Origin of the sequence: Nocardia sp. NPDC059691 (assembly GCF_042733915.1) — a bacterium.
Taxonomy (GTDB): Bacteria; Actinomycetota; Actinomycetes; order Mycobacteriales; family Mycobacteriaceae; genus Nocardia; species Nocardia sichangensis.
The window spans coordinates 1-19,250 of the sequence record NZ_JBHWFB010000010.1 but is presented as its reverse complement, the minus strand read 5'-3'; the positions used below and the strand labels follow the sequence as shown (position 1 = coordinate 19,250).

Genomic DNA, 19,250 nt, shown 5'->3' with positions numbered 1-19,250 from the left:
GTTCACCCGGATGTAAGATTCGGCGCGACCGCAGCCGGAAAGCTGGCCGTGACGACCAGACCGCACGGTTCGGCTACGTCGACGAAGAACAATCCCCCGTACTGGGCCGCCATGGTCGCCGCGATCGGCAGGCCGAGACCGGAACCGCCGGCCGTCGCCTGTGCTCCGCGAAAGAATCGAGTGGTCAGCTGATCGAGCTCATCGGGTGACACCCCGACACCGTCGTCGCGGACCGACACGACAACCGACTCGCATTCTTGGCTGACGGTGATCGCGGTATGGGCATCTCGGCCCGCGTAGCGTACGGAGTTACTCAGCGCGACATCGAGAATCTGGGCGAGCACACTCGCCGGAACACCGGCTTCGGCAACCTCGGTAGTCGCGTCGAGGATGAGGGTCATGTCGGCGCGCTGGAACGCGGCATGCCAAGCGTCCACTCGATCCCGTGCCACCGCTACCGCGTCACAGTCCGACGTGTTCGAGCGCGCGGCGGCGTGTCCGGGCGCGGCATCGGCCACCGCCGAGGCCAGCAAGCCGTCCAGCAACTCCGTGAGCCGGTCCACTTCGCTCACCACACCGGCGAAGGTGGCCGACGCGTGATCCTGGGCGATCATCGGCTGTAGGGCCTGCAACCGAACCGCGAGCGCGGCCAGTGGATTTCGCAGCGAATGCGCCGTATCGACCACCAGTTTTCGCTCGGCCGCGGCCAGGTCGGCGACGGCTCGGGTAATCGACGCGACACCGACCGCGAGTTCGACGATCTCCCGCGGCCCCCGGCCTCTGGACGGGGAACCCCCCGGCTCCGCGCGCCGCACCGGCAAGGTCGAGGTCAGCGCGTCGACATCGCGGCGCAATTTGGACACCGGTCGCAGGATCCACCCTGATACCCCGAGCGCCACGCCGCCGAACGCCAACAGGGCGGTGGCGGTCACGCAGGCGAGTTGAATCCAACTGTCGGTGATACCACGGCGAGTCGCCGAGGTCGAGATCGCGATGACGACCACACCGCCGGCTTGCTGCGAGGTTCCGATGGGCTGGCCGACCACCATCGGGTGCGTACTCCACGGATACAGCGTCTCCGGCGGGATGAACCGGTGTGCGTTGTTCGATACCTCGATGACCCGTGGGTCGGCGCGGTTCACCCCGACATCGACCATCACCGTGCCGCTGCCCGCGATCACCAGGACACCGTTGCCGGTCTGCTCGAAATAGGTCTGCGCCTCCCCCTCGAGGCGTGCCGGATCAACCGACGCCGTCGCCGCGAACTGGTTGGCGACCTGGATCCGATCGATCACCATCGCCTGGGTCCGGCTCGACGCCAACTCCATCCCGATCCCGATCGCGAAGCAGATCATGCAGATCGCCGCCAGCAGCGTGAATACACTGACCAACCGAACGCGCATCCGGCGAGGTCACCGAGTCCAGCGGTAGCCGAAGCCGTGAATGGTGGCGATCAGTCCTGGGCGGTTCAGTTTGGCCCGCAGCGCGCCCATGTGAACGTCGAGCGAACGAGACGTGGACGGGGTTTTCTCGCCCCAGATCTCGTCCATGATCGTGTCCCGGGCCACCGCGACGCCCGCGCGCTCGACCAGCACGCGTGCTATGGCGAATTCCTTCTGGGTCAGCTGTACCGGCAGACCGGCCACCTCGACGGAACGAGCTCCCAGATCTACCGCGACATCACCGGTAACCACCACGGCCGGAGCGGACTCCGTTGTCTGCCTGCGTCGCACGACCGCTTCCAGGCGGGCGGCGAGTTCACCGAGCCGCGGCGGTTTGACCATGTAGTCGTCGGCTCCGGCACGCAGGCACGACACCACCGCCAACTCGTCGCCCTCCGCGGTCAGCATGATCACCGGAACCGTGCTGACCTTGCGGAGCTGGCGCAACACCAGGTAACCGTTGACATCGGGCAGCCCGATATCGAGCACGACCGCGTCGTAGCCTGCGTGCGAAGTCAGCAGATCGAGCCCGTGTGACAAATGGTCGACGGCCGGGAAACCGTGCGCTCGGAGGCCGTCGACAACAGCGCCGGCTACGCCCGCGTCGTCCTCCACCACCACCACACGCACGAACCCGGTCCCTTCCACACGTCCAGACCCGCACCTGAACACGAGGTGAGACTACCGCAGACGATCACGCCTGCCGTCGCGGAGTGGAGCGTCGCCGATCGGTCAACATTGTTGTCCGGCAACGGTCCTCATCGAGGCGATCCGAAGTCAGGCAGTCGCTCTACCGGCACCGGCGCGCGGCTCGGCCTGCGCGGCCGATGCGACCGCGATCGGCGGATAGCCGCTCGGCCGGGGGACGGGCGGCAGGCTGGTGAATCGTCGACGCAGGTTGTTCAGCTGCCGATAGACCTCGCGCTGCTCCTCGTGCAGCCTACGGATCTCGTGGTGTAGCTGTTCCGCCTGATCGACAAGCTGGGCATAGAAGTGGCGACCCTGCTCGAGTTGGGCCCGTTCGGCGCGCGCGCGGGTCAGGATCTCTTCGGCCGAGGTTCGCGACACAGCCGATCGGGCCGTGGCAGCACTCGGCCGGATCCGGCGCGGAACGGGAGTGCCATCGTCAACCTCTTTCACGACAACCCCAGCCTCTCGATAGAATAGTCAATGCGCCCCGAAAATGAATTATGCGCACCGCATCGAAAGCGATCAACCTCGCCGCGAATTATTGATATCGACTTTGCGATTATTTACATATCTCGAATATTCTTTGGAATCTCTTGACAACCCCTCGAGTTCCCAGCACTCCGCCGGCGGGCGCGCGCGGTCAGGGCGACGGTTACGACCATCATCACCACGACCACGACGATGGTGGCCAGCAATGCGTGCCGGTAGCCGACCAAGAACGCGTTCTGCACCGCTTGGGCGAGCGGCCCACCGAGTGTGTCGTCAACCGAGGCCGCCGTTGCCACGTTCTTGCCGAGCGGTTGCCCGACCGCGACGATGCTTTCGTGCGCGGCGACTTTGGCCGGAATGACGAGCTCCGCTTGATATCCCTGGTCCACGAGACCACCGGCTACTGCCAAACCGAGCAGGCTACCGAGTTGGACGACGGCCGACTGCGCCCCGAACAGGACGCCGTTGCGAGTCGGGGGCAGCGCGGTAGCGATCGCATCGAGCGCGACCGCCATGACAACGCCCATACCCACGCTCATCACCGCGACCATCCCCACGATCCGCTCCAGGCTGCCCGCAGCGTCCGCGGTCAAACCGACAGCCAGGCCATCCAGCACCATCGTCAAGCCGATGATCAGCGGAGTTGTCGCGCCGGTACGGCGTTGCAGCATCGCACCGGCCTTGGCACCCAGCGCGGAGGCCACGCAGGCGGGCAGGAAGATGAGCGCGCCCGCCACGACCGGGTCGGTACCACGCACCGCCTGCAGGTATTGGATCGTCACGAAGACAATGCCGAATTCCGCCACGACCGCCGCGGACAGCGCGAACATCGCGGGCTGCGCCCGCGGATCGGCTCGCAACAGAATGTCGTGCGGCAACTCGCCGCCACGGCGGGTGGCCGCCGCCACAACCAAGAGGACGGCGCCTGCCCCCAACAGCGCCACGACGGGAGCCGCGGTCCAACCCCAGTCGGGCGCCTTGAACAGACCGAGCGCGACCAGCCCTGAACCTATCGTCGCCGCAACGACACCCGGCCAATCCACCGGAGCTTGCGGATCGCCGGGGCACCGCGGGACGAACTTGACGATGCCGACCAGCAGCGCCACCGCGACCACGGCATCGGCGAGAGCGACCCGGGGCCACCACAGATTGTTCAACAGCAGGCCGCTGACCAGCGGAACGACTGTCACGCCCGCGGCCAGACAGCCTGCCCACAACAGCAGCGCCTGGGCGCGTTGCCGACCGGCATTGCTGACCAGCACGAGGATCGACAACGACGCTGGGACGATTGCGGCGACACCCGCACCCATGACGATTCTGGCCACCAGCAAGGGAATCGAGGTCGCGGCCAGCAGCATGTGGGCCAGCAGACCAGCGAGAAAGGTGACATACCCGGCAATCAGCACTCGCTTGGCGCCGCATCGGTCGGTGAGCACACCACCGACGAGCAGAAACACGATGAGCGACAACACATAAGACTTCGGGATCCACAGCGAGAACTCGAGCACGTCCCGGTCACCCAGCTGCTGCAGCAAGGTCGACACGGCGATGCTGTGCAACGAAACGTCCTGGCTGATCAGGAATCCGGTGCCGCCGACGAGCGACAGGACGAGTGCGCGCCGCCCGCGGCTCGACGGCAGCGCCGGTTGCGTCCGGGTCACTCGGCCTGGACGGCTGATCTCGACTGCCATGGTGCGCCCTCGACTCGATAGCTCGGCCACCCCCGATCGAAGTCTCGACTATCGGTGGCGATCCCGCCAATCGGCGCGGTGCCGGTCCACTGCGGTCGGCGTCAGCCCAGGTGATCGCGCAGTGAGTTGATTGTGGCGAACAGATCGTCCGGTTCGGGCGCCTCGGCCTGATCGATGTCGAGCGGTGCCATCAGTTCCTTGGCTTTGCGCGCGACCTCGAGCACCGCCGCCCGCGACGCCGCGGTGACCGCGTCCGCGAGCTCCGCCGGGGTCAATTCGCCGATCGCGCCGGAAAACTTGATGTCGGTGGCGATCCCGTCGGCATTCACGGTGACGCGCACCCGCCGTCGCGCAGTGGTGGCGACGCCGGCAAGTAGCGCACGTTCGGCTTGCAGATCGGCGATTTCGGCCATCCTGGCCTGAAATTCCTCGACGGCAGCGTTGAAATCATCATCCATCGTGTCGAGTCCTTCTGTCGCGCTCACAATTCGGCGGTCGGGCGTCATCGGTCGAGAATCCGATGATTATCGTTTCGACAGTCATTCAGCGTGTTTTGCGACGGCGAAGTAAGCGGTGCGGGGATGTGCTTCGGCAGTTGCGCCCGCAGCGCTGCCAGCCCTTCGAACAGATCCTCTGGCTTGGGCATTCGCAACCGCAACTCGGCCGCCGGGGCCAGGAGCGTTTCCTGCTCGGCGGCCACCTTAGCGGCCGCCGCCTGCGCCGCCTGCACTGTCGCGCGGGCGATTTGGCCATAGCTGAGGGTGTTGATGTCGTCGGCGTAGTACGTCTCGATGATCGAGCCCGAAGCATTGACCACGACGGTGATTCGGCCGTGTTCCACGGTGGCGGACGCGGTCAGCGCGTCACGCGCACCGCGCAGACTGCGCATCTGGCTCAGCGCCCGGCCCACCGCATCGATCAGTTCAGCGGCATCGGCCGCCGTGCTCGCGTTCTCCGGTCGTATCACTGTGCCGCCACCTCTGCCATCGCTGCCGCCCGTTCATCGAATTCGACCCGCAGTCCGGCGTATCGCGATAGATACGCGATCACCGCCACGGGGTCTTGCTGGCCGTCGAGATCGGGCAGCAGCACCATGAACCTCGCCGGGTCCGGGTCCTGCTCCCCCACCAGCGCGATCAGCTGGCCGCTCCGTAAACGCAAGACCAGCACCGCCTGATCGTCGTCGGGAACCGCCGCAAAGCCCGCCTTCACCGCCCACTCCAGGGCGGAGATGCCGATATCCAGCCAGCCGATGAGCCTGCTCGACCCCGGCGTCGGCCAGGTGCGCGGGTCGACCGCGACCGTGACCGGGCCGGGCCAGGGCCGCCGCCGATCCAGCTCCGCCAGCAGGCGGGCGAAGAAGCCCAGGATCTCGTCGCGGTCGACGCCGTCGGCCGCCTCGACGGCGGGATCGGGCACCGTCTGCGCCGAAACGGCCTGCGCCAGCGCCGGATAGAACTCCTCGACCGTCTGGGCATAGCTGACGCGGTCGATCAGGTCTTCGGCTGCCGCGCCGACGACCTCGGCAGCGGACAGATCGTCGACATGGGCCATCGATGCGCAGAGCTGAACCAGCGCCGCGGACGCATAGTCGGCGAACTCGGGCGCATCGGTCGGCCCGACCGGTGCGGGCACGATGACGGGTTCGAGCGAGAAGAACGGGCGGTCGACCTCCGCCACGGCCGGCCTGTTCGGATAGTCGTCCCCGGTATCAGGTCGATAGCGTAGGTAGAGCTCGGTTTCGGCACTGCTCAGTCCGGGCCGCTCACTGTCGCCTGGTTCGCCCTCGACGAACCCGACCTCCCAGGCCAGGATCGTCGCGAGCTGCGCCGCCGACAGCAGACCGGCGGGCATCGGCTCGTCGGTAACGGTGCAATCGCCGTCGTCGGCCGTGGCGCTGACCAACATCACCCGCAGTTGCTCCGGCGGTGTCGCACAGTGCCCGGCGGCGTCGAGGGTGTCGGATCCGACGATGACACACACCCCGCCGGCAGCCACAACCACGCCGCCATCGCTTCGCCTGCCCACAATCCGCGGCATCAGCAAGTTCCCTTCGCGCTCGACTGCCCGGAAGGTACCCGGCCCACGCACGGGCGGCGACCGGGCATGATCTGGTCGCCACAGCCGTTCACCTTCTCGTCACCCGCGGACACCGGCTACGCCCCGCCGGTGCGGACGACATCCCTGGCGATGAGGGCGGATCGGCGATCCAGCATCGGCCCGGCGGGCAGTTGGCTGATGATCTGCCACGGCACCAGCTTCGGCTCGGCGGTCTGTCCGAGCACGACTGCCGTCGCGGCGTCCGGAATACCGAATCGAACACCGGTGTCGGTGACATAGAACAGGCCATCGCGCCGGGTGCTGTCCAGCTCGATACCGGTGGCCTGCACGAATTCGCCGCTGGCAGCGGGTATATAGGCCGTGTGGGCAGCCTCGCCCCCGACGAGACGCACCGGTGTCCGGCCGGACGCCAGCGGCAGTTGCCGGCCGACGAGCAAGCGCAGGGTGGCGGCTTGGTCGCTCGCGCTACGCGCCCAGCTCGCGCAGGCCACCGGATCGGTATCCATGGCGACGATGGACGGGACGCCGACCGGGAACTGCCCGATCGGCAGGGTGTTCAGCACCGGCAGACCGCCGATCGCGTCCGGGGACAGCAGCGGAATGACGGTATGCCCCATCGAGTTCGACGTGCGCAGTACCTGCGCGGTGAACTCCGAAATCTTCTGCACCCCGTCGGCGAGCACCACATACGGCTGCGCACCGTTGACGCCTTGGACCCGGATTACCGACCCCACAACGACATTGGCGACGCGCACGGCGCTGGGCGCACCAGCGTCGGGTATCGCCGGAGCGAGGAGTTCGGGGGCGGCGACGGTCGCGTTGAGCAGTCCGGCACCGATCGGCCGCGGCCGCATGTCGCGAATCTGCAAGGTAGCCACGACCGCATCACTGCTCATATCGATGCGTGCGTGCTTGCCGTCGTAGATCAGGTAGGTGGCGCCGTCATAGGTCGCGAGCACCGCCTCATCCGGTGAGGCGGGCCGGATCTGCGGGCCGAGCTGTGGCACGCCGTCGAGAACCGTACTGCGCAGACCGTCGGTCGCGTCTTCGCACAGCGTCCACTCGGAGCGATCGCGATCGACCGCCCCCGGCAGCGACGCGGGTGCGCCGGGGATGCCGAGCATCGGTCCGCGCGGTACCGAGGCCAGCTTGGAATCCTGCACCGACGTCGGTGATTCACTGGTGCCGGTGATCAGCCTGGCCGACGCCAGATTCAGCACCGGGTGCATGGTCTTGTCCACCATGACGTAGAGGGCACCGCTGTCGCCGGCCATGATGATCTTGGCATCGCCGAGTTGCCCCTGCGGCCGCAGGAACGCCAGGACGCCGCAGCCGGCCGTCACCAGCACTGCCAGCACCAAACCCGTCAGCAACGAACGGAATTGGATGCGCATGGGATCGTGCAGCATTCGCACATCGCGGCGAACCAGCGCGTGCTCGAAACGCTGCAACAGAAATCTGTATCCATTGACCTGCGCCCGGGTCGTCAACTGTGCCGGCATTTCAACTCCTCCGTGCGCACGAACACGTGCGCATGAACACCGTGTGCCTGAATGTGCACACTCGTACGACATATGAGAGGCTACCGCACCACACAGGCGAGCGCCGAATGGAGATGTTCTGAATGAATAGCGAGATAATGCCGCCGGAAGATACCCGGGAATCACCTGTTGTGCCATCGCCGACTTCGGGTCCGAGCGAACTGTTCACGCGGATTCCATTGTCCATCGTGCTGCCTTCAGCGGCTGCGGGAACAACGGCCGCCACCATAGCCATCGCCCTCTGCGCAGATATTCGAGTGGCGCTCGGCATCGGGATCACAATTGCGTTGCTCGGTGGCGTCCGAGTTTGGAAAACCAATGTTTGGCGAATTCTGGGAATGCGCGGCTCGCTCTGGTGGCGCAACCGGCGCGGTAGTGGTAATGAACCACGCCCCGAGTCGTTCGATGTCGATATCCCGGACTCCGGTGGCGCCCGCTGTGGCATGCGCTGGGACGGCAGCCACCTGATCACCATGGTCGGGCTCGGCGACACCGTAGTGCGGCCGACCCTGCTCGGATCGGCTCGGATCGAGGCGGGCGCGGCCATCTCACTCGCCGATGTGGCGCGGTGCCTGTCCCAGTTCGATATTCGGCTGGCCGCCGTCGACGTTGTCACGCTCGGTGTCCGCACCCAGGGCCCGCACAACGTCGTCCGGGTCTATGAAAAGCTGCTCGGGCCACTGCCTGCCGCCGCTACCCAGAACGTCTGGCTGGTCCTGCGTTTCGACCCGCTCGACAACGTCGGCGCGATCGACAACCGGGGCAACGCACAGGAAGGCGTGATCCGCACCGCCCTGGTCGCGACGCGCCGGGTCGCGGGTCGCATCGCCGCCAGCGGCGTCGGGGTATCGATCCTCACCGCCGACGAACTGGCGGCCGCGGATGCCGCGGTCCTGCACGACAACGACCCACAGCAGTGGGCTGAGGATTGGCGCGTCTTGCGCAGCGGCGGCATCGAATTGGCCGGTTACGCGGTCCGGCCGCACCGGCTCGAACCGGAGATGCTGGCGGCGGTGTGGACACTGCCCGGCAAGTCGGTACTGACCCGCTTGCGCATGACACCGGCCGTCGAATCGGACTCGCCGGGCCGGCGCGGCGCCATGGTCGCGCTGAGCGCGGTCGTGCGGCGCGACCTGGCCGGCGTCGGTCATCACGACGCCGAGGAACCGCCCGCCGAACTCGGGTTGCGTCCGTTGCGCGGACTGCAGCGCCAGGTCCTGCTCGACGGCGGGAACCTCGAGCCGTCCGCCGCGCTACGCGGGGTACCAGCGGCGATGTCGCGATTCACGGTGCAGGCCGTAGGGTGTGGTCAAGTGATCGGCGCTACCGATGACGGGCTCGGTGTCGCGGTGCCACTGTTCGGGCCCGCGGTCCGGCGGGTGGAAATCGTCGGGTCGCTGCGGCTGACCCAACTGATGGTGCTGCGCGCCATCGCGGTGGGTGCGCGGGTGATCGTGCACAGCGTTCGCCCCCGTGAATGGGAATGCCTGGTCGCGGCGGTCGGCGCGCCTGCCGCGCTGTCGTTGCCCGCCTCCGGTAGCGCGCGATACACGGCCACGGCGACGATGATCGTTTTCGACGGTGTCGCCTCGGCCGGACAGGTGTCGGAAGCGACGGCCGTGCATGTCCGTTCGCCGCGGGAGTCAGCGGCGGTTCTGCTCGGCGCCGATGTCGCGCTGATCGAATCGGCGGACGTGCCCGGGCGGGTGCACATTCGCAGCGCGGGCCAGGAACTGACCGTCCAGGTGGTCTCGATCCGGGAGGAAGTCGAGTACCTCGAGGGCGCTGGAACCGACGCCGAAACCGACGTCGGGCCGCGATCAGAGCCGACCCTGCGTTCCGCATGAAAACGGGGGCCCGCGGCCAGTTGGCGGCGGGCCCCCGGGGAGTCCTCGGTGCCGGATCTACCAGACGAAGTCGTCCGCGACGTGCTGATCGGTCGCCCGGGCCTTGTCCAGCGCGGCCTGCACGTTGTCACGTCCCTTCTTCAGCAGTACGAGCAGCTCGTCCAGGTCGGCGATCAGGGTCTTGTGCTTGGCCAGGAACGAGCCGGCGGCGCCGCCTTCGCCGCTCTGCCAGCCCTCCCGCACCAGCGAGGTCGCCGCGTTCTCCGCGTTTTCCCGCTCCGTGGTGATGGCCGCGTGGTAGTTGTCCATATCGGTGATCAGCTGGATCACGCCCGGCGGGTTGTACAACATTGTGTTGGTTCCGTTCTCAGAAGTGGTTTCGGTCGGTTCCGGTCAGAGGTAATTCGTGTTCAGCGTGGTGAATCCGCCCATGCTCTCGTTTTCGGTTGCCGCGACCTTCGTTTCACCGGTACGCAACGCCTCCGAGACCTGGCCCAGATCGACATTCACTTTGCGGATCCTCGCCTGCAGTTCGTCGGCGAATTTGGTGAACGCGACATTGGCTTCACCTTCCCAATCCTTCTTCGCGGCGATCACTGTGGCCTCGAGGTTGTCGACGCTCTTGTCGATGGGCGGGATCACGTCGGCGTACGCGTTCGCATACTTCTGAAATATGGCGAAATCAAGGTGGAGGGCATCTGCGCCGGCCATTGACATTTCCTTTCGGATGATGATGTGTTGAAAATTCCGGAGAAGTGACTCCGGACGATGAGTGGATGCGCGTACCGATTACGGCATCCAGCGGCCCTCGGGCAGCGCTTCGATCTGCGCACCCACGACATGGGCCAACCGGCGATCACTGCCGGGGGCCAAGGTCGTCCACGGTTGCCCGTCAGGGGCCATGCTGCCGCCGCCGATGATCCGGCCGGCCGCGGTGTCGTACACGGCGACGGCGGCGGGCGATCGCTCCGCGCTGCCGTCACGGTGGGAGTAGCACACCAACTCGGCGACCGAAATACACTGGCGCAGTGCCAGCCCCAGGGCCAGCGCGTCCGATTCGGACATGCCGAGCTGGTAGGCGGCGCTGGCCTCGGTGGTTCCCGTGTCGTCGAGCCGTCGACGCAGTTCGGCGGTGGGGGCGGCGAGCACCGGGATGTCCGCGGGTGGGCGGGCGCCGAGTGCGGCCAGCAGCGGCCGGGCCAGCACGACCGGATCCTCGTCACCCCACACGGTGCCGATCTGGATTTCGTCGCCCACTCGCACCGCCACCGCGTGGTCCAGGCCGCGCCGGGCCAAACAGATTCGATGCACGTCGGCGCGCCGGATCCGTAGGGCCAGTTGCCTTTCCGGACGGGCCAGGGCGGATATCGCCGTGGTCAGCTCGTCGTCGAGGACGTTCCCGTCCTCGTCGAGCACGCCGCGCGCACGCAGCTCCGCGACAGCGGCGACGCGGGCGGCAAGGAAGTCGGCGTACTCGCTGTGTTGTGTGCGAAGGGCGAGAACCACCGGAAGGATCTGCGCGCCGAGAGTTTCGGCGACGACGAGGGCGGCATCGACGGTCAGGGTCATCATTGCGACGCCCCGGCGGTACGAGACTGCGCTACGCCGCCCAGAACCGGTGGTGCGGTGGCGATCCCGGCCTGGACGACGATCTGCTCGCCGAGAGCTCCGGCCTCGGCTGCCACCGCCCGCTGACCGGCTTGCGGCGACACCGGACCCGGCGGATTCGTGGGCGGCGCGAGCATCGACGGTGGCGATACCTGCGAGGCCGTTGTCACGACAGGAGCGCCGGCCGTTGCCGCCACGATCGGCGAGACGGGTTGCGGGATCGGCGTGATCACCAGCGACTCACCGCCGACTGTCAGGGTCGGAGTCGGAGCGAGAGTCAATGCCGACAGGTCGACGACTGGCGAACCCCGCAGTGCGGGAGAAGAAACGGCCTGCGCGTCGGGCGGCGGCCCCGATGACCCGTCGCCGACCGGCTTCGGCGCCTGCTCGGCGAGTAGGGCGGCTCCCGCGGAGACGATGGGGGCCGTCTCCTGCTCCCACGCTGCGGACAGCTTCGCACTGCCCGCCTCGTAGGTGCGCATCACCTGGGCGGCGTGGTCGCGCAAGGCATCGACCTGATGCTCGGCAGTGTCGAACAGTCCGGCAAGCGGTGCGCCGAGCAGCGTGCCGCTGACCGTCTCCTCGGCCATCCGCACCGCTGCCGCCACCTCGTCCACGTGCGGCATCGTGAGCTGAGCGATCTCGTAGGCCGCGGCCTGCTCGGCGGCCGTGGCAGCATTGTGCTCGGCGGCGGTGGTGAGATCGTCGAACCAGTCGGCCAGCTGCGCCAACCGGGCGATGCCCTCCGCGCTGGAATCCGATCCCCACGCGTTCCCGACAATGGCGAGAATGGCGCGATACTCGGCACCGGCCTCACCCAGGTGCAGTGCGAGCGCTGCGTAGGCAAGCCCCGCCTCGGCCATCGGCACGACGCCGGGACCGGTCGTCAGCTCGCGTGCCAGCTGCTCGGCCGGTACGGCGTCCCACATCGTGCCGGTGAAACCGGCGTGCGGAAGTTCGACCATCGCGTCACTCCTCGTCTCGGTGGTCGGCGCGCGGTGCTACGCCAGGCGCTGGAACGACTGCACCGCGTCGTCATCGGAATCCCCGACGAGGTCGGCGTGGGAACGCAGGTTCGCGGCGATCTTGCGCAGTTCGCCGACGCCCCCCAGGCAGGACTGCTCGAACGAAGCGCTGACTTGTCGTAGCACCTGCGCGGTGTGCCGCGACACCGGGTCGGCGGCGGCCGGCACCGGACGCAGCGCGTCACTGTGCTGAAGTAGCCCGCCCTCCAGGTCATCGGCCAGCATGTCCAGCCGACCGGCCGCCATCCTGGCGAGTTGGTGATCTATCGCGATGCTGCTCATCAACGTTCTCCTCTTACAGGCTGAATGGCGTATCCGGGTCGGCGGTCGTTTCCACGCCGATGATGGGTGCTGCGGTCTCGGGCAGGCGGCCTCCCACCAGTTCGTCGCCATAGCGGGCATCGACAGGCGACTCCTGGCGGCCGCCCGCCGGGCGGGCCCGGTCGTCGCCGATCGAGCTGGCACCGGGTGCGAAAGGCGGTAGTACTTCATGCGAGTACGTGGAGGCCGACGCCGAAATCAGCGGCGTGCCGATCGGGCTCGCGGTCGCCGCGATGACGCCTTCGGTTTGCCACACGCCCAGCGGAGCCGCCGCCGGGGCGACCGCCGCTCCCCCGCTCGTCGACCCGACCGGCGCGGCTGCCGCAGCGGAGCGCGTCGGAGCCGGCGCCGCGGGGTCGGCGCCAGGCTTGGCCGGGAACTGCGCGGTGACCTCTTTGCCGACGGTCTGCGCGACCGAGATCAACGGCGTCACCACCTGCTGCAATTGCGACAGCAACTGCGTCACGGTGGGCTGGTTCGGCGAGGAGGGCGCGACCCCGGCGGTGGCGAACGCCGATCCCGAGGAGGACCGCGAACCGACCGCCGACACATCCGGCGCCGAGGGACCGGCCGCCGAAACCGTCTGGGTGAGCGAACGCTGGACTTTGCCGAGGTCCGCACGTTTCGGGCTGCGAGTCGGCACCGGCTTGCCCGCCTCGGTCATCTCCGCCGACTGCGCCAGCAACTGCGCCTTGGTCTGGGCGGTGATCGCCGTCGCCTCGGTGCCCGCCTCGATGGCGGTGGCCAGCAGCGCCGCCTGGCCGGGCGGCGTCACCAGCGTGGGCCCGAGCGCTGCGGTGGTGAGTGCGAAACGCGTCGCTACCGCCGCCATTTGCGCATATCCGGTAGCGACGGTGCCCGCGGCGCCACCGGTGGTCAGGTTGATCCGCGCGGCCTGCTCGGAGATCGATGCGGACGTCGCCACGGTGTCGACCGCCGCCGCCGTCGCCGCCGTTGCCCCTGAGCTCTCCATCGACTGCAGCAGCTGAATGCCCGTGGAGGCCAGCTGCATCGCGGTGCGCACCGCGTCGGTGACATTCCGCATCAACGTCTGCGGATTGAACTCCCCCGCGCCCAGGTTGCCGTTGCCGTAGCCGCTGATCAGGTCGGTTACCGGCTTGAACAGTGCCGCCGGGTCGAGCGGCGGGAGGACCGGCAGACCCGGCAGCGGCGGAAGAGCGGGAAACTGCGGCAAGCCGATGCCGGCCAGCAACTGCTGGGTCGGCTGATCGAGAATCGGAGCAGCCGGCGTATTTCGGAGCGCGTCGAGAACGGTCGGATGTAGCGGCGCCACAGAGGGTTGCGCGGGAGTCACTGTTCGGCGCCCGTCAGCGTACCGAACGAAGCGACGCTGTGCTGCTCGGTCAGTTCATAGGACGCCGCGGCCACCCGCGCGGTATCGGCGGTGGTGGTGAGGATTTCGACGAGCTTGGTCAGTGCGGCGAAGTGGTTGGCCTGAGCGTAGGCGAAACTCGTCAGGAATTCGTGACCGATCAACCCGAAGGTCGGAGCGATGGCCGCTATGACAGCGGCCTGGTCGACGGCCCCCGCGACGGCGACCGTCGCCGCCATCCCGTCCGAAATCTCGCCGTATCGGCGGAATGTCTGCGGCTGCACATTGAGGACGTTCATCGCGGTACCCTCCTGGGCTGGTTCTGTGATCTCGATACCTAGACGGCTCGCGTCAGAAATCTAATTCGGGCCGCGGTGTCCGCAAGCGGTGCGCGAGCGGCGACCCCCGCTGTTCACCTGCCCGTTGACTCGGCCCTCCGGGCAGGGCAGCGCTAGCTGTTCACTTGACCGTTGAATTCATCGATCAGTTGTCCGCGCGTTCCCAAAGCCCGCCGCACCGCCGCAGCGGCGGTGGCAACGAGCACCCTTTCGAACTCGGACGGCGACAGCATCGCAATCGCCTGTGTCAGACGGACATCGAGCAGTCGGCCCACCCCGTCGACCGACACGGTGATGGCCCCGTCGGCATCGGTGTGGTCGACCCGGATCGCGGCGAGATCCGCGGCGAGCCGTCGCATCCGATCCAGTCGTGCGCGAGCACCCGCCTCGAGGGCAGCGAAATCTGTCACCACGAATCTCCATCCCGGTCGAGCCAGCTGTGCGGCTCGTACCCGTGCTCCGATTCCGCTGCGAGCTCGTAGTGTTCGACCGCGTCCTGGGACGGCAGTTCGAGCAGGTCCAGCGCCGATTCCGGGACACCGATCTCGGCCAGGTACGCACGCCGGAGCAAGCCGGCCCGGTTGGCCGCGAGCTTGCACAACCGCAGAATGTCGTCACCGAGATCATCCGGGTCGCGCCGGAGTTGGTCGGCGGTGAGCCGAACCGCCAGCGGCACAGCCGAATCGGTCGCGCTCACCATGATGTCGCCACCGCGCAATGCGGCCTCGCCGGTCGAATAGGGCGTGAAATCAGATTTCGGTGCTTCCAGTTCCGGCGCGTCCCGATCGAGCGTCGTCTCCGGGTCTCGCCCGGCCTCGGCTCCGTCGAAAACCGGGCTCTCATGGATCGTCGCGCCGAACATCGAGTCCGCGGACCACTCGGCGTCGATTCTCGGGGGTTGTTCAGACACGTCGCTCGTCCTCCATGGTCTGTGACACGGTCGCGATATCGGCGGCGATCATGGACGCCAGCGCCGTCCGATCGACCGCTGTCGCGACCGGTCCTGCCGTCTCGGCGACGGCGTAGCGGCCGTCGTCGACCAGATCTCGCCATTCGATGCGGTAGGGCGTGATGCCGCGCGGCCCGAAGATCGAACTACCCATACGGGTTTCGATCACTCCGAGCCGCTCCGCGGGCCGTCGCAGCCACGCCGCGCTGGCGTGATCGGCCGCATAGTTGTCGTAGACCGGAGACCGGCCGTAGTGGTGGTCGGCCTCCGCGCTCGCCGGGCTGGTGATCAACGGAGTATCCGGCCCGCGCCCGGCCGCCCGAGCGGGGAGCGCGCCGACCACCGCACCGGCGAGCCGATCGGCATCGCCGCTGGTGATCACATAACCGCCACTGTGCCAACGCGTTTCGCCGGGCAGCTGGCGAATCAGGACCGCCACGTCGCCCTGCCGGGCTCCGACCAGACGAAGCTCCCCTGCGGGGTCGCCGCAATCGCGCGGGTCGAACGCCACCGCTGTGACCCGAATATCGGCGTGGGCGACCCGGGTGAGCGCGGCGTGCAGGGCGCCGTCAGCCGTCTCGTCCAGCCCGGCCAGCGCCGCCGCCGCCAGTCGCGCCCAGTCCCGCGTGTTGTCGCCACGATTCAGCGCGAACAGCGGCAACGGTAGCCGGTCCTGGAACAGCTTGTCCCACAGGGCGATCAGTTCCGTATCAGTGAGCTGCCAGGTGCGGCTCACCGATCGAGCACCGGTCTGATCGCGAGCCCCGGCTGCCCGAGCGCCTCGTCGAGATGCTCGGTCGAATCCAGCAGCTCGGACCGCTTCTTCTCCTTCTCCTCGCCATTCGGGCGGCCGGGGTGACCGCCGAACGGGACACCCGGTTCGCGCCCACCAGCGGGTCCGGCCCGTCCGGTCAACTTCTCGTCCGGAACGGCGGTGAGGCGGGGGAACAGCTTGGCCTCCTGGTTTTTCAGCTGTTCCAGGGCGAATACGCGACCGGTCCCACCTCCGCCGCCACCGCCCTTGCCGACGAACGGGACGTTTCCTGGCGGCAGGAGGGCGGAATTCATCAGCCACGGGGTGCTGCCCGATTCTTTCGAGGTCAGGTCGTCGGGCAGGTTGCTCAACGTCTCGAATGGTTTGTCCTTCAGCCCTTCCGGCAGGTTCGAGGTGTTCGGTCCCGTTTCGGTTTGGGGATTCGGGAGCCCGGAGGAGGGATCGCCGCCGTCGACGGGCGGGTTGCCACCGCCCGTCGGATTGTCGCCGACGGGCGTCGCGTCACCGCCGTTGTCGTCAGGGCCGGTCGGCGGCTCGTCGCCGGAATCACCGCCGGACCCGTCTGCACCGGGCGTGTCGAGCGCCTCGATCGGCGCGGTCCCGCCGACGTCCAGGCTCGGCGTCACCACCTCGTTCGGCTGCGGTAGCGCCACGATATGGGTCGTCAAATGCGTGTAGTTCTCGGTGTAATGCGTCTGGAAATGCTCTTGGAACCGGAGCAGGTCCGCGTCGTTCTGCGTCCTGGTCGTCGAGGGCGGTGGTTCGGGGGTCTGCGGCATGCCGTTCTTCGTCCGCTGCAGCCAGCCCGAGCTGAACACCAGCGAGTCACCCAACAGATTCATATCCGTCGTGAGCTGCTCGGAGGCGAATACGTACTGCGTGGTCGCCAGAATCGCCGCGTCCGCACCCGCGCCGGTCCATTGATCCGACGCACCGGCGATGGCGGTCCGCAGGGTGTCGAAACCACGGTCCAACCCCTTGGACAGCCAGTACCACACACCACCCGCGTCGGCGACCGCCTGCGCATTGATCGACTGGCCGACGTTGTACAAAATCGACCAATCCAGCTGCGAGCCCGCCTCGGGCCAGAACAAGGCCGGGTCGTAGAGCGTCGTGGTATCCGGCTTGTTCGAATGCCGGGGAATCTGCACCGATTTGGGCGCTCCGCTGGGTGGCGTGCCCGGCGGGTTGTCGAAGGAGATCCCCTCGAAGCTCACGGCCGAGTTGTGCTCGGTGCGGGCGTATTTCTTGCCCGCGGCGAGAAACGTGTTGCCCATATTGGTGAGGATGTTGCGATGCCGATCCATGCGTTCCAGCAACTCGGTGGCGATCTTGGAGTTGAACAGGGCCCACATCTGCACCCCCGAGGCGCACGCGGCGAACACCGGACTCGCGCGTTCATAGTTGCCCTGCACCCAGCTGTGCACGCCGACAACGACATTCAGCATGTCCTCGACGTGCTGCGCGCACTTCTGCGCCGTCCCCGCCTCGAGCAGAAGCTCCGCGCCGCCCAAGCTCGCCCATTTGGTGTTGTCCGAGACATCGGAATCAAGTGCCATGTCGCAACTCCTATCAGCGCAATCGGTTCGGATCGGTCGTCTCAACGGCCGTCGTCGTAGACGCTGAGTCGCGAGATTCCACCGCGCGACTCGTCTCCCCGGACGCGCTGCAGTTCACCGCATTCCCGTTCGATGAGCCGCACCAGCCGCTCGGCATCGGTCGCGACCGCGGCCACCGGCGGCCCGGCATCGACGATGTAGCGGCCATCGCCGGGATGGTCTTCCCAGAAGATCCACTTGGTCACCTGCCCGCTCGGGCCGAAATTCGAGTGACCGTGTGTGATCTCGATCCGTCCGACCGTGGATTTCGGCGCGGCCTGCCAACCTCGGCTCCGGGTGTCGACATCGCGGTCGCCTTCGTCGAACAGCGAACTGCGACCGTGCCAGTGATCGAACACGGGCTCGGCCGTCGAGCTCAGCAATTCGATCGGCGACTGGCCGCCCGCCACCATCGGGGGAAGCTTGTCCACGATCACTCGTGCGAGCTCCAACGCATCGCACTCGGTGATCACCAGTTCGTCGTGACTATAGGGCGACCGCACGCGGAATCCCTCGACCAGGATCGCTCGGTCGCCGAACAGCTTGCCCGCCATCGTCCACTGCCGGGCCAGATCATGGGGAGCGCTCTCATCATTGGCGAGCACCGCGATCCGCACATCGGCCTGCATCGACTTCACCATCGCCTCGGCCAGCGCCGGGTCCCACGCGGCCTGCAGCTCACCCCAGACCCGAGCCTTGACGAATTGGAAGTCGAAATGTCCCTTCACGTCGGCGACGTAGGCGAACGGCCAGCTCGTGCGGCGTCCTACCAATCGCTCACGCAGCACCAGGTATTCGAGGCCGGTGAGCCGCCAGGTCCGTGCCATCAGTTGCCACCCTCCGCCGTGATACCCGGGACGCCCGCCGATCCGGGCGCGCCGACGACGTCATCAGTCGACCTCGCCGTCGTGAAATCCTGGAATACCGCGGGCTGATTGCCCGCCGCACGTCCTGGTACCCCCAGCTGAAGTAGTTCGAGCGCCTCGTTCGGGCTGGGCAACAGCGCCCGCGAGTCCACCGGCCCGGTCGCACCCGGTGGGAGGAGTAGCTCCTCGACCTCAGCTATATCCTCGCCGATCCGCTCGGCAGCCTCGGCCAATGCCTGCTTCACCGTCAGGGTGCCGTCCTCGACGGCTTTGGTCAGCGCTTGCAATCCCGGGCCGAGTTGGGCGGCAAGTTGATTACCGAGTTGCGCGAGAGTCGTGATGCCGGAAGTGATGAGCTGCAACACTTCCGAGAACATACTGAGCATCTCGGAGGCGGAGAGAGCGCCGCTGGAGCCGGTCCCGGGGGCACCGCTCGGACCGGTACCTTGGCCGGGATCGCCCGAGGGTGCGCCGCTCGGGCCGCCGTTTCCACTGGACCCGCCGTTTCCACTGCCCGAACCCGCGCCCGATCCGTTGCCGCTGCCGCCGGGTCCGCTTCCGGATCCGCCGCCTGTGCCACCGCTTCCGTTTGCGTTGGATTTGCCGCTGTTGTTGCCTGCGCCGCTGTTGTTGCCGCTGCCGTTGTTGTTGCCGTTGTTGTTGTCTCCGGTTCCCC

At 67.5% G+C, this 19,250-nt stretch carries 22 protein-coding genes; 1 reads left to right on the top strand and 21 read right to left on the bottom strand.

The genetic code is table 11. The features are described 5' to 3' along the window. Window positions 1-2 precede the first annotated feature (2 nt). The 8 genes from ACFV2O_RS22060 to eccB all read right to left on the bottom strand — a co-directional run bounded on the left by ACFV2O_RS22060 (window position 3) and on the right by eccB (window position 8,052). On the bottom strand, window positions 3-1,403 hold the full coding sequence (locus ACFV2O_RS22060; RefSeq protein WP_379253411.1) for a sensor histidine kinase: 1,401 nt from the start codon (window positions 1,401-1,403) through the stop codon (window positions 3-5). A 9-nt stretch (window positions 1,404-1,412) separates the two neighbouring features. After that, window positions 1,413-2,072 carry a response regulator transcription factor gene (locus tag ACFV2O_RS22055; protein ID WP_356967639.1) on the bottom strand — a complete coding sequence of 220 codons (660 nt, stop codon included), beginning with the start codon at window positions 2,070-2,072 and terminating at the stop codon, window positions 1,413-1,415. Window positions 2,073-2,219: 147 nt separating this feature from the next. Beyond that, window positions 2,220-2,510 carry a hypothetical protein gene (locus ACFV2O_RS22050; RefSeq protein WP_379253410.1) on the bottom strand — a complete coding sequence of 97 codons (291 nt, stop codon included), beginning with the start codon at window positions 2,508-2,510 and terminating at the stop codon, window positions 2,220-2,222. A 185-nt stretch (window positions 2,511-2,695) separates the two neighbouring features. After that, window positions 2,696-4,312: an MFS transporter gene (locus ACFV2O_RS22045; protein WP_379253409.1), complete on the bottom strand. Its 1,617-nt coding sequence runs from the start codon at window positions 4,310-4,312 to the stop codon at window positions 2,696-2,698. 101 nt (window positions 4,313-4,413) lie between these two features. After that, complete coding sequence (locus ACFV2O_RS22040) at window positions 4,414-4,818, bottom strand: YbaB/EbfC family nucleoid-associated protein (protein WP_379253408.1); 405 nt, start codon at window positions 4,816-4,818, stop codon at window positions 4,414-4,416. Further along, window positions 4,815-5,279, bottom strand: coding sequence for a YbaB/EbfC family DNA-binding protein (locus ACFV2O_RS22035; protein ID WP_379253406.1), 465 nt, complete (start codon window positions 5,277-5,279; stop codon window positions 4,815-4,817). The genes ACFV2O_RS22040 and ACFV2O_RS22035 overlap by 4 nt, the downstream gene beginning before the upstream one ends. After that, the gene (locus tag ACFV2O_RS22030) at window positions 5,276-6,358 is read right to left on the bottom strand and encodes a hypothetical protein (RefSeq protein WP_379253405.1); all 1,083 of its coding nucleotides are present in this window, start codon (window positions 6,356-6,358) and stop codon (window positions 5,276-5,278) included. The genes ACFV2O_RS22035 and ACFV2O_RS22030 overlap by 4 nt, the downstream gene beginning before the upstream one ends. Window positions 6,359-6,468: 110 nt before the next feature. After that, complete coding sequence (eccB, locus tag ACFV2O_RS22025; protein WP_379253404.1) at window positions 6,469-8,052, bottom strand: type VII secretion protein EccB; 1,584 nt, start codon at window positions 8,050-8,052, stop codon at window positions 6,469-6,471. On the opposite strand from eccB, the gene eccE reads away from it, so the two are divergent. After that, window positions 7,998-9,761, top strand: coding sequence for a type VII secretion protein EccE (gene eccE, locus ACFV2O_RS22020; RefSeq protein WP_379253403.1), 1,764 nt, complete (start codon window positions 7,998-8,000; stop codon window positions 9,759-9,761). The two genes, eccB and eccE, sit on opposite strands and share 55 nt — an antisense overlap. Before the next feature lie 57 nt (window positions 9,762-9,818). On the opposite strand, the gene ACFV2O_RS22015 is transcribed toward eccE, so the two are convergent. From ACFV2O_RS22015 to ACFV2O_RS21955, 13 genes are all read right to left on the bottom strand, one after another. Then, window positions 9,819-10,112 (bottom strand): hypothetical protein, encoded by a 294-nt coding sequence (locus ACFV2O_RS22015; protein WP_379253402.1) that lies wholly within the window; start codon window positions 10,110-10,112, stop codon window positions 9,819-9,821. A 42-nt stretch (window positions 10,113-10,154) separates the two neighbouring features. Next, complete coding sequence (locus ACFV2O_RS22010; RefSeq protein ID WP_356967654.1) at window positions 10,155-10,472, bottom strand: WXG100 family type VII secretion target; 318 nt, start codon at window positions 10,470-10,472, stop codon at window positions 10,155-10,157. Between the two features lie 78 nt (window positions 10,473-10,550). Beyond that, the gene (locus ACFV2O_RS22005) at window positions 10,551-11,333 is read right to left on the bottom strand and encodes an ESX secretion-associated protein EspG (protein ID WP_379253401.1); all 783 of its coding nucleotides are present in this window, start codon (window positions 11,331-11,333) and stop codon (window positions 10,551-10,553) included. Next, window positions 11,330-12,334, bottom strand: a complete 1,005-nt coding sequence (locus tag ACFV2O_RS22000) for a PPE domain-containing protein (RefSeq protein ID WP_379253400.1) — start codon at window positions 12,332-12,334, stop codon at window positions 11,330-11,332. Before ACFV2O_RS22000 ends, ACFV2O_RS22005 begins: the two co-directional genes overlap by 4 nt. A 36-nt stretch (window positions 12,335-12,370) precedes the next feature. Continuing rightward, on the bottom strand, window positions 12,371-12,676 hold the full coding sequence (locus ACFV2O_RS21995) for a PE domain-containing protein (RefSeq protein ID WP_379253399.1): 306 nt from the start codon (window positions 12,674-12,676) through the stop codon (window positions 12,371-12,373). 13 nt (window positions 12,677-12,689) lie between these two features. Beyond that, complete coding sequence (locus tag ACFV2O_RS21990; RefSeq protein WP_379253398.1) at window positions 12,690-14,009, bottom strand: hypothetical protein; 1,320 nt, start codon at window positions 14,007-14,009, stop codon at window positions 12,690-12,692. Between the two features lie 17 nt (window positions 14,010-14,026). Beyond that, window positions 14,027-14,347: a type VII secretion target gene (locus tag ACFV2O_RS21985; RefSeq protein ID WP_356967663.1), complete on the bottom strand. Its 321-nt coding sequence runs from the start codon at window positions 14,345-14,347 to the stop codon at window positions 14,027-14,029. A gap of 152 nt (window positions 14,348-14,499) precedes the next feature. Next, window positions 14,500-14,745, bottom strand: coding sequence for a YbaB/EbfC family nucleoid-associated protein (locus ACFV2O_RS21980; RefSeq protein ID WP_379253396.1), 246 nt, complete (start codon window positions 14,743-14,745; stop codon window positions 14,500-14,502). A gap of 47 nt (window positions 14,746-14,792) precedes the next feature. Beyond that, window positions 14,793-15,296, bottom strand: a complete 504-nt coding sequence (locus ACFV2O_RS21975; RefSeq protein ID WP_379253395.1) for a hypothetical protein — start codon at window positions 15,294-15,296, stop codon at window positions 14,793-14,795. Continuing rightward, complete coding sequence (locus ACFV2O_RS21970; protein WP_379253394.1) at window positions 15,289-16,071, bottom strand: ESX secretion-associated protein EspG; 783 nt, start codon at window positions 16,069-16,071, stop codon at window positions 15,289-15,291. Before ACFV2O_RS21970 ends, ACFV2O_RS21975 begins: the two co-directional genes overlap by 8 nt. Continuing rightward, entirely contained in the window at window positions 16,068-17,669 is a 1,602-nt protein-coding gene (locus tag ACFV2O_RS21965; RefSeq protein ID WP_379253392.1) for a hypothetical protein, read from the bottom strand. Before ACFV2O_RS21965 ends, ACFV2O_RS21970 begins: the two co-directional genes overlap by 4 nt. 41 nt (window positions 17,670-17,710) lie before the next feature. After that, window positions 17,711-18,535 (bottom strand): ESX secretion-associated protein EspG, encoded by an 825-nt coding sequence (locus ACFV2O_RS21960; RefSeq protein ID WP_379253391.1) that lies wholly within the window; start codon window positions 18,533-18,535, stop codon window positions 17,711-17,713. After that, on the bottom strand, window positions 18,535-19,250 hold a 716-nt coding region (locus ACFV2O_RS21955), incomplete at its 5' end, for a hypothetical protein (RefSeq protein WP_379253389.1). The genes ACFV2O_RS21960 and ACFV2O_RS21955, both read right to left, overlap by 1 nt.

What these genes read in the sequence shown, in the direction of transcription:
- ACFV2O_RS22010 (WP_356967654.1), bottom strand. Translation starts at nt 10,472, where the DNA reads ATGGCCGGCGCAGATGCCCTCCACCTTGATTTCGCCATATTTCAGAAG.
- ACFV2O_RS22000 (WP_379253400.1), bottom strand. Translation starts at nt 12,334, where the DNA reads ATGGTCGAACTTCCGCACGCCGGTTTCACCGGCACGATGTGGGACGCC.
- ACFV2O_RS21965 (WP_379253392.1), bottom strand. Translation starts at nt 17,669, where the DNA reads ATGGCACTTGATTCCGATGTCTCGGACAACACCAAATGGGCGAGCTTG.
- eccE (WP_379253403.1), top strand. Translation starts at nt 7,998, where the DNA reads ATGAATAGCGAGATAATGCCGCCGGAAGATACCCGGGAATCACCTGTT.
- ACFV2O_RS21995 (WP_379253399.1), bottom strand. Translation starts at nt 12,676, where the DNA reads ATGAGCAGCATCGCGATAGATCACCAACTCGCCAGGATGGCGGCCGGT.
- ACFV2O_RS22005 (WP_379253401.1), bottom strand. Translation starts at nt 11,333, where the DNA reads ATGATGACCCTGACCGTCGATGCCGCCCTCGTCGTCGCCGAAACTCTC.
- ACFV2O_RS21985 (WP_356967663.1), bottom strand. Translation starts at nt 14,347, where the DNA reads ATGAACGTCCTCAATGTGCAGCCGCAGACATTCCGCCGATACGGCGAG.
- ACFV2O_RS22060 (WP_379253411.1), bottom strand. Translation starts at nt 1,403, where the DNA reads ATGCGCGTTCGGTTGGTCAGTGTATTCACGCTGCTGGCGGCGATCTGC.
- ACFV2O_RS22015 (WP_379253402.1), bottom strand. Translation starts at nt 10,112, where the DNA reads ATGTTGTACAACCCGCCGGGCGTGATCCAGCTGATCACCGATATGGAC.
- eccB (WP_379253404.1), bottom strand. Translation starts at nt 8,052, where the DNA reads ATGGCACAACAGGTGATTCCCGGGTATCTTCCGGCGGCATTATCTCGC.
- ACFV2O_RS22040 (WP_379253408.1), bottom strand. Translation starts at nt 4,818, where the DNA reads ATGACGCCCGACCGCCGAATTGTGAGCGCGACAGAAGGACTCGACACG.
- ACFV2O_RS21960 (WP_379253391.1), bottom strand. Translation starts at nt 18,535, where the DNA reads ATGGCACGGACCTGGCGGCTCACCGGCCTCGAATACCTGGTGCTGCGT.
- ACFV2O_RS22045 (WP_379253409.1), bottom strand. Translation starts at nt 4,312, where the DNA reads ATGGCAGTCGAGATCAGCCGTCCAGGCCGAGTGACCCGGACGCAACCG.
- ACFV2O_RS21980 (WP_379253396.1), bottom strand. Translation starts at nt 14,745, where the DNA reads ATGCGACGGCTCGCCGCGGATCTCGCCGCGATCCGGGTCGACCACACC.